4 protein-coding genes are annotated in these 4115 nt (G+C 58.8%); 3 read left to right on the forward strand and 1 reads right to left on the reverse strand.

Annotation, left to right across the window (positions count from 1 at the left end):
* Positions 1-862: IS5 family transposase (locus FHS37_RS38590; RefSeq protein WP_311136988.1), on the reverse strand; the 862-nt coding region annotated here is incomplete at its 3' end.
* 874 nt (positions 863-1736) lie between these two features.
* On the opposite strand from FHS37_RS38590, the gene FHS37_RS38595 reads away from it, so the two are divergent.
* The 3 genes from FHS37_RS38595 (at position 1737) to FHS37_RS38605 (ending at position 4059) form a co-directional block, all read left to right on the forward strand.
* Positions 1737-1973, forward strand: coding sequence for a hypothetical protein (locus FHS37_RS38595; RefSeq protein WP_184829980.1), 237 nt, complete (start codon positions 1737-1739; stop codon positions 1971-1973).
* Positions 1974-2062: 89 nt separating this feature from the next.
* The gene (locus tag FHS37_RS38600) at positions 2063-2977 is read left to right on the forward strand and encodes a YncE family protein (RefSeq protein ID WP_184829984.1); all 915 of its coding nucleotides are present in this window, start codon (positions 2063-2065) and stop codon (positions 2975-2977) included.
* Between the two features lie 197 nt (positions 2978-3174).
* Positions 3175-4059, forward strand: a complete 885-nt coding sequence (locus FHS37_RS38605) for a hypothetical protein (protein ID WP_184829982.1) — start codon at positions 3175-3177, stop codon at positions 4057-4059.
* Positions 4060-4115: the final 56 nt, after the last annotated feature.

Here is a 4115-nt window from a genome sequence, read left to right on the forward strand (position 1 = left end):
TGCATGGTGCGTATCTATGGGGCTGAAGCTCGCCTCCGCTACTGACTGAGCGATTGGCCGTCCGTGGGAGTCGGCGTAGGCATATGAGGCTGCAGGCCAGTTCGAGCAGGCCCTGGTGGAGATCGGCGCGTCGTTCGTAGCGGGTGCGGAGCCGTTTGAACTGGTGCAGCCAGGCGAAGGCGCGCTCGACGACCCAGCGCACCTTGCCCAGTCCGGAGCCGTGGGCGACGCCGCGTCTGGCAATCAGCGGTTTAATGCCGCGTTTCCACAACAGGCGGCGGTACTTGTCGAAGTCGTAGCCCCGGTCGGCATACAGGCGCCGGGGCTTGCGGCGGGGACGTCCTCGCAGACCTCGGATTGGCGGGACGGCGTCGAGCAGCGGCAGGAGCTGAGTGACGGCGTGCCGGTTGCCGCTGGTCAGGGTGACGGCGAGTGGGGTTCCGTGGCGGTCGACGATTAGGTGGTGCTTGGAACCGGGGCTGGCGCGGTCGACGGGCGAGGGACCGACGTGATCCCCCCCATTGAGAGCCCGGACGTGCGACCCGTCCACGGCGCAGTCATCCAGGTCCAGCAGATCGGCACGGCGAAGCTCGGTCAGCAGGGCAGCATGCAGGCGCGGCCACACGCCGGCCTCGGTACAGTCCCGCAACCGGCGCCAGGCTGTCACTCCGGAGCAGCCCACGGTCTCGGCCGGGACGTCGCGCCAGGCGACACCGGTCCGCAGGACGTACATGATGCCGGTGAGAGCCGCCCTGTCCGGAACGTGAAGCCGTCCAGGATGCCGACGGCGCCGTTCGGGAGCGGGCGGCAGCAGCGGGGCCACCCGCTCCCACAGGTCGTCAGGAACAAGATCAGCACGCACCCGGACACCCTGCCGACCAAGATCGACAAGCGCAAGACCCGCAGCTCGACTCATTCTGAAACGATCAGTAAGGCGCGGGCAGTGCAGCTGCCCTCTTGCAGGCTTGGGCGGAAGTCGTCCTCCGCGTTCAACGTTTCTGCCTCCCTATAACCAGTTGAATCAGCAATGTTCTCTCGATGGGACGAGTTGACGCGCTGGTGATGACCGCCCGTACCCCCTGAACCTCGAATTGCGAGTGACTCCAAGCTGCTGTCCACTGGATGTAGGCGCTCCGCCCGCGAAAGTGACACAATCAACTACCTTTCGGTAGCTTCTCGCAGCAACTGGAGCAGCAATGCCTAGGCAAGGAAATTGGCGATTCTGCATTCAGTGCAGGAGCCTGTTCTTCAACGGCTTCCCGGAAAATAAAGGGACCTGTCCTGCCTCGCCCGGTGGATTTGGTGGACCCCATAAGGCGCAAGGCTTCAATTTCAAGCTTGATCATGACACCCAACTTTTCCTAATTCCCGCGCAAGACAATTGGCGCAACTGTCATATGTGCCAAGCCCTATTCTTCGACGGGCACCCCGGGAAGGGATTCTGCCCGGCTATAGGTCACCCATCAGACGGCCATAGAGGAAACGCAATCGATCCGCAGACCTTCAATTTTGTACTGCCCCACGGAATAGGGTCGTCGAGAAACATCCAAGAAGGTTGGCGCAATTGTCATAAGTGTCAAGTTCTCTTCTATAACGGGGATGGCGGAAGCGGCGCCTGCACGGGCAGCATGCCGGGTGGCCATATAGGCAACGCTGCCGACCCGCAGACATTCAATTTCTGTTTGGCTTTTCCCGTCGTCCCTCGGCTAAATGCAAGGGTTCAAGGTGGACACCTCATGGCATCGGGTGTCGAATTCACACCGGACCATCCCGTTGAGATGGAGTACTGGTACCGCTCCAACCATACGGGCGATAGAACTGTCTTTAGGACGGTTCAAGCTGATCAAGAAGGAAGATTCGAAGATACAGTCCCAGATTTTCAGACGTTGGGAACTGGTGGATATTTTGCCCATGTGTGGGCCACCGATTTCACCGAGGTTCGCATTGACCACCAGATCAGCGGACAGCTCTGACGGGTTACGCGCTCTCGCTCCGATATTGTGACCCTACCGTGCCCGGACCCTTTTTCAGGCGCTTGTCATGAAGGGTTGGTCGAATAGTGATGCAGATACCTGATACAGAACCGCGCGTAACAGCCACTATCCAGGTTGGACCGAAGCCTGTCGGTGTGGCGGTAAATCTCCATAACCGCGTCTTCGTTACAAGCAGCAGCGCCAATCTCGTCTCGGTGATCGACACTTCGACCAACGCTGTGGAAGCCACCGCCGACGTCGGGTTCCGACCGGAGAGCGTGGCCACCGATCCGCAATTCGGCGTCTTCGTAGCCAACGGCGGCGATAGTACCGTTTCGGTGATCGACAGATTCAACGTCGTCATCGCGACCGTCAACCTCGCCGGCTTTCCTGGCCCGCTGCTCAACTCCTCGAGGGTGGCAGTAGATCATCTAATGGGGCGCGCCTACGTAACCAATCGCAGTAGTGACAGGGTTTCCATACTGCACCTCGGCGGCGAGCTACCGCCCTTCGCTTTCGACTTCTTCAACGTCCCTGGGCCCCTCGGCGTGGCAGTCGATCCAATGAGTCACCGTATATACGTCACGCAACCCGACTTCGACAGGGTGTCCGTAGTCGACCCTGAAACCAGGCAGGTTATAGGAACTATCATGGTCGGAAAGCAGCCGACTAGCATCACAATCGATGGGCAGAGGCGCCGCGCTTATGTCGTCAACTTCGGCGGCCAGACGGTTTCTGCGATTGACATGACCAACGGAGGAATTGCCAACACTGACGTCGGCGTTGGACCAAACGGTATAACCATTGATGCCCTAGGTGACGTTTACATCACCAACGTCGACGGCTTGGTAAAAATGATCGATTTCGTATCCAGCAGCGTGACCGACAGGATTCCAGTCGGATCCCAACCGACAGGCTTGGCCTTCGAACCTCACAGTAATCGCCTCTACGTCGCCAACAGTGGCGACGGCACTGTATCGGCAATCGACCTAGCTGCCCATTAGCTGAACAAGTAGCAACCTGCTGATATTGAGGATCTGGGGCCGTACGGCTGGAACGATCGCGCTTCCGGTTGTGCCACCTGGTAGCGAATGCCCGACCCCATGTCCGCGTTTACCGCATACTCAACAGCGCGCGACTTCGAGGTATTGACGACAGTACCTCCTCCAGGTTGCGTCGCCTGCCTTAGGAGGGATTCAGTATGGGCAAATTGATTTCTCAACCGGGACCGAAGGTACAGCGGCCTGATGTGGATGAAACCTCTAAAGCCCTCCAGGAGTCGCTCATTCGCCTCGTCGAGGAGCCCTGGCTGGTTCAAGCTGACATGAACGAGCGGATTTTTGAGGCAGAGCGCCGATTGAACGCTCCAATTGCTCAGCTCATGGCACAAGACGGCGATGTCGCGGACGCGTCCCAAGAGATTGGACGAATTCGGAGGAAGGTGCGCATTAAGCAGGGCGATTACGGCGAAGTAGCTGACACTCATGCTTTTGATGCTCTGATGAGAGACGCCCTTAAGGGTGTCAAGCACGGCCTTAATGTTTTTGTTCCGCCTTATGACTGGGTAATCGACGTAGAGCACAAGGCCGCTGAAGCTGTCGAGAACAAGGAGGCTGGGACGTTCTCCGCGTTCGTTCAGGGGTACTTTGGTAGCGGTGCGAGCTGGGCCACGGCAGGGGTGGGCGTCGCACTGAAGGCCACAGTTGACGGAGTGGCCAACATACGGCCTCCTATGAGCGACGGCTGGAGTTGGTTTATCGATGCGACTCTGTTCTCAGCGAACACCTCTGGATCCTGCCGAGTAGTTGTTCAGGATCCGGTTTCGGGTACGGTCCTGGGGCCCGATGGAGATCGGACGATTGCCCTTTGGAACCACACTTCACAAACAGGGGCCAGCGGCAACGGATCCGGATCCTTCTTCGCCTCCGATATTGCGCCGACTGTCACACTTGCAGCAGGCCAGGTGTTCAACGTGAGTTTTCTGGCAAACGTTTTCACCGATCAGTCTGGAGCACTTGCTTTTGGGCACTCCTACGCTGACTGCCGCCTTGAAGTGAGCCTGCCGTTCTTTGTGGTCCAGATGTGAGCGCCTGTAGTCACGTGCGATGCATCAACACACTCTTGATCCCCAACCAAGATCAC

This window comes from Streptomyces griseomycini (assembly GCF_014203535.1).
GTDB lineage: Bacteria > Actinomycetota > Actinomycetes > Streptomycetales > Streptomycetaceae > Streptomyces > Streptomyces griseomycini.

What these genes read in the sequence shown, in the direction of transcription:
- FHS37_RS38600 (WP_184829984.1), top strand. Translation starts at nt 2,063, where the DNA reads ATGCAGATACCTGATACAGAACCGCGCGTAACAGCCACTATCCAGGTT.
- FHS37_RS38605 (WP_184829982.1), top strand. Translation starts at nt 3,175, where the DNA reads ATGGGCAAATTGATTTCTCAACCGGGACCGAAGGTACAGCGGCCTGAT.
- FHS37_RS38595 (WP_184829980.1), top strand. Translation starts at nt 1,737, where the DNA reads ATGGCATCGGGTGTCGAATTCACACCGGACCATCCCGTTGAGATGGAG.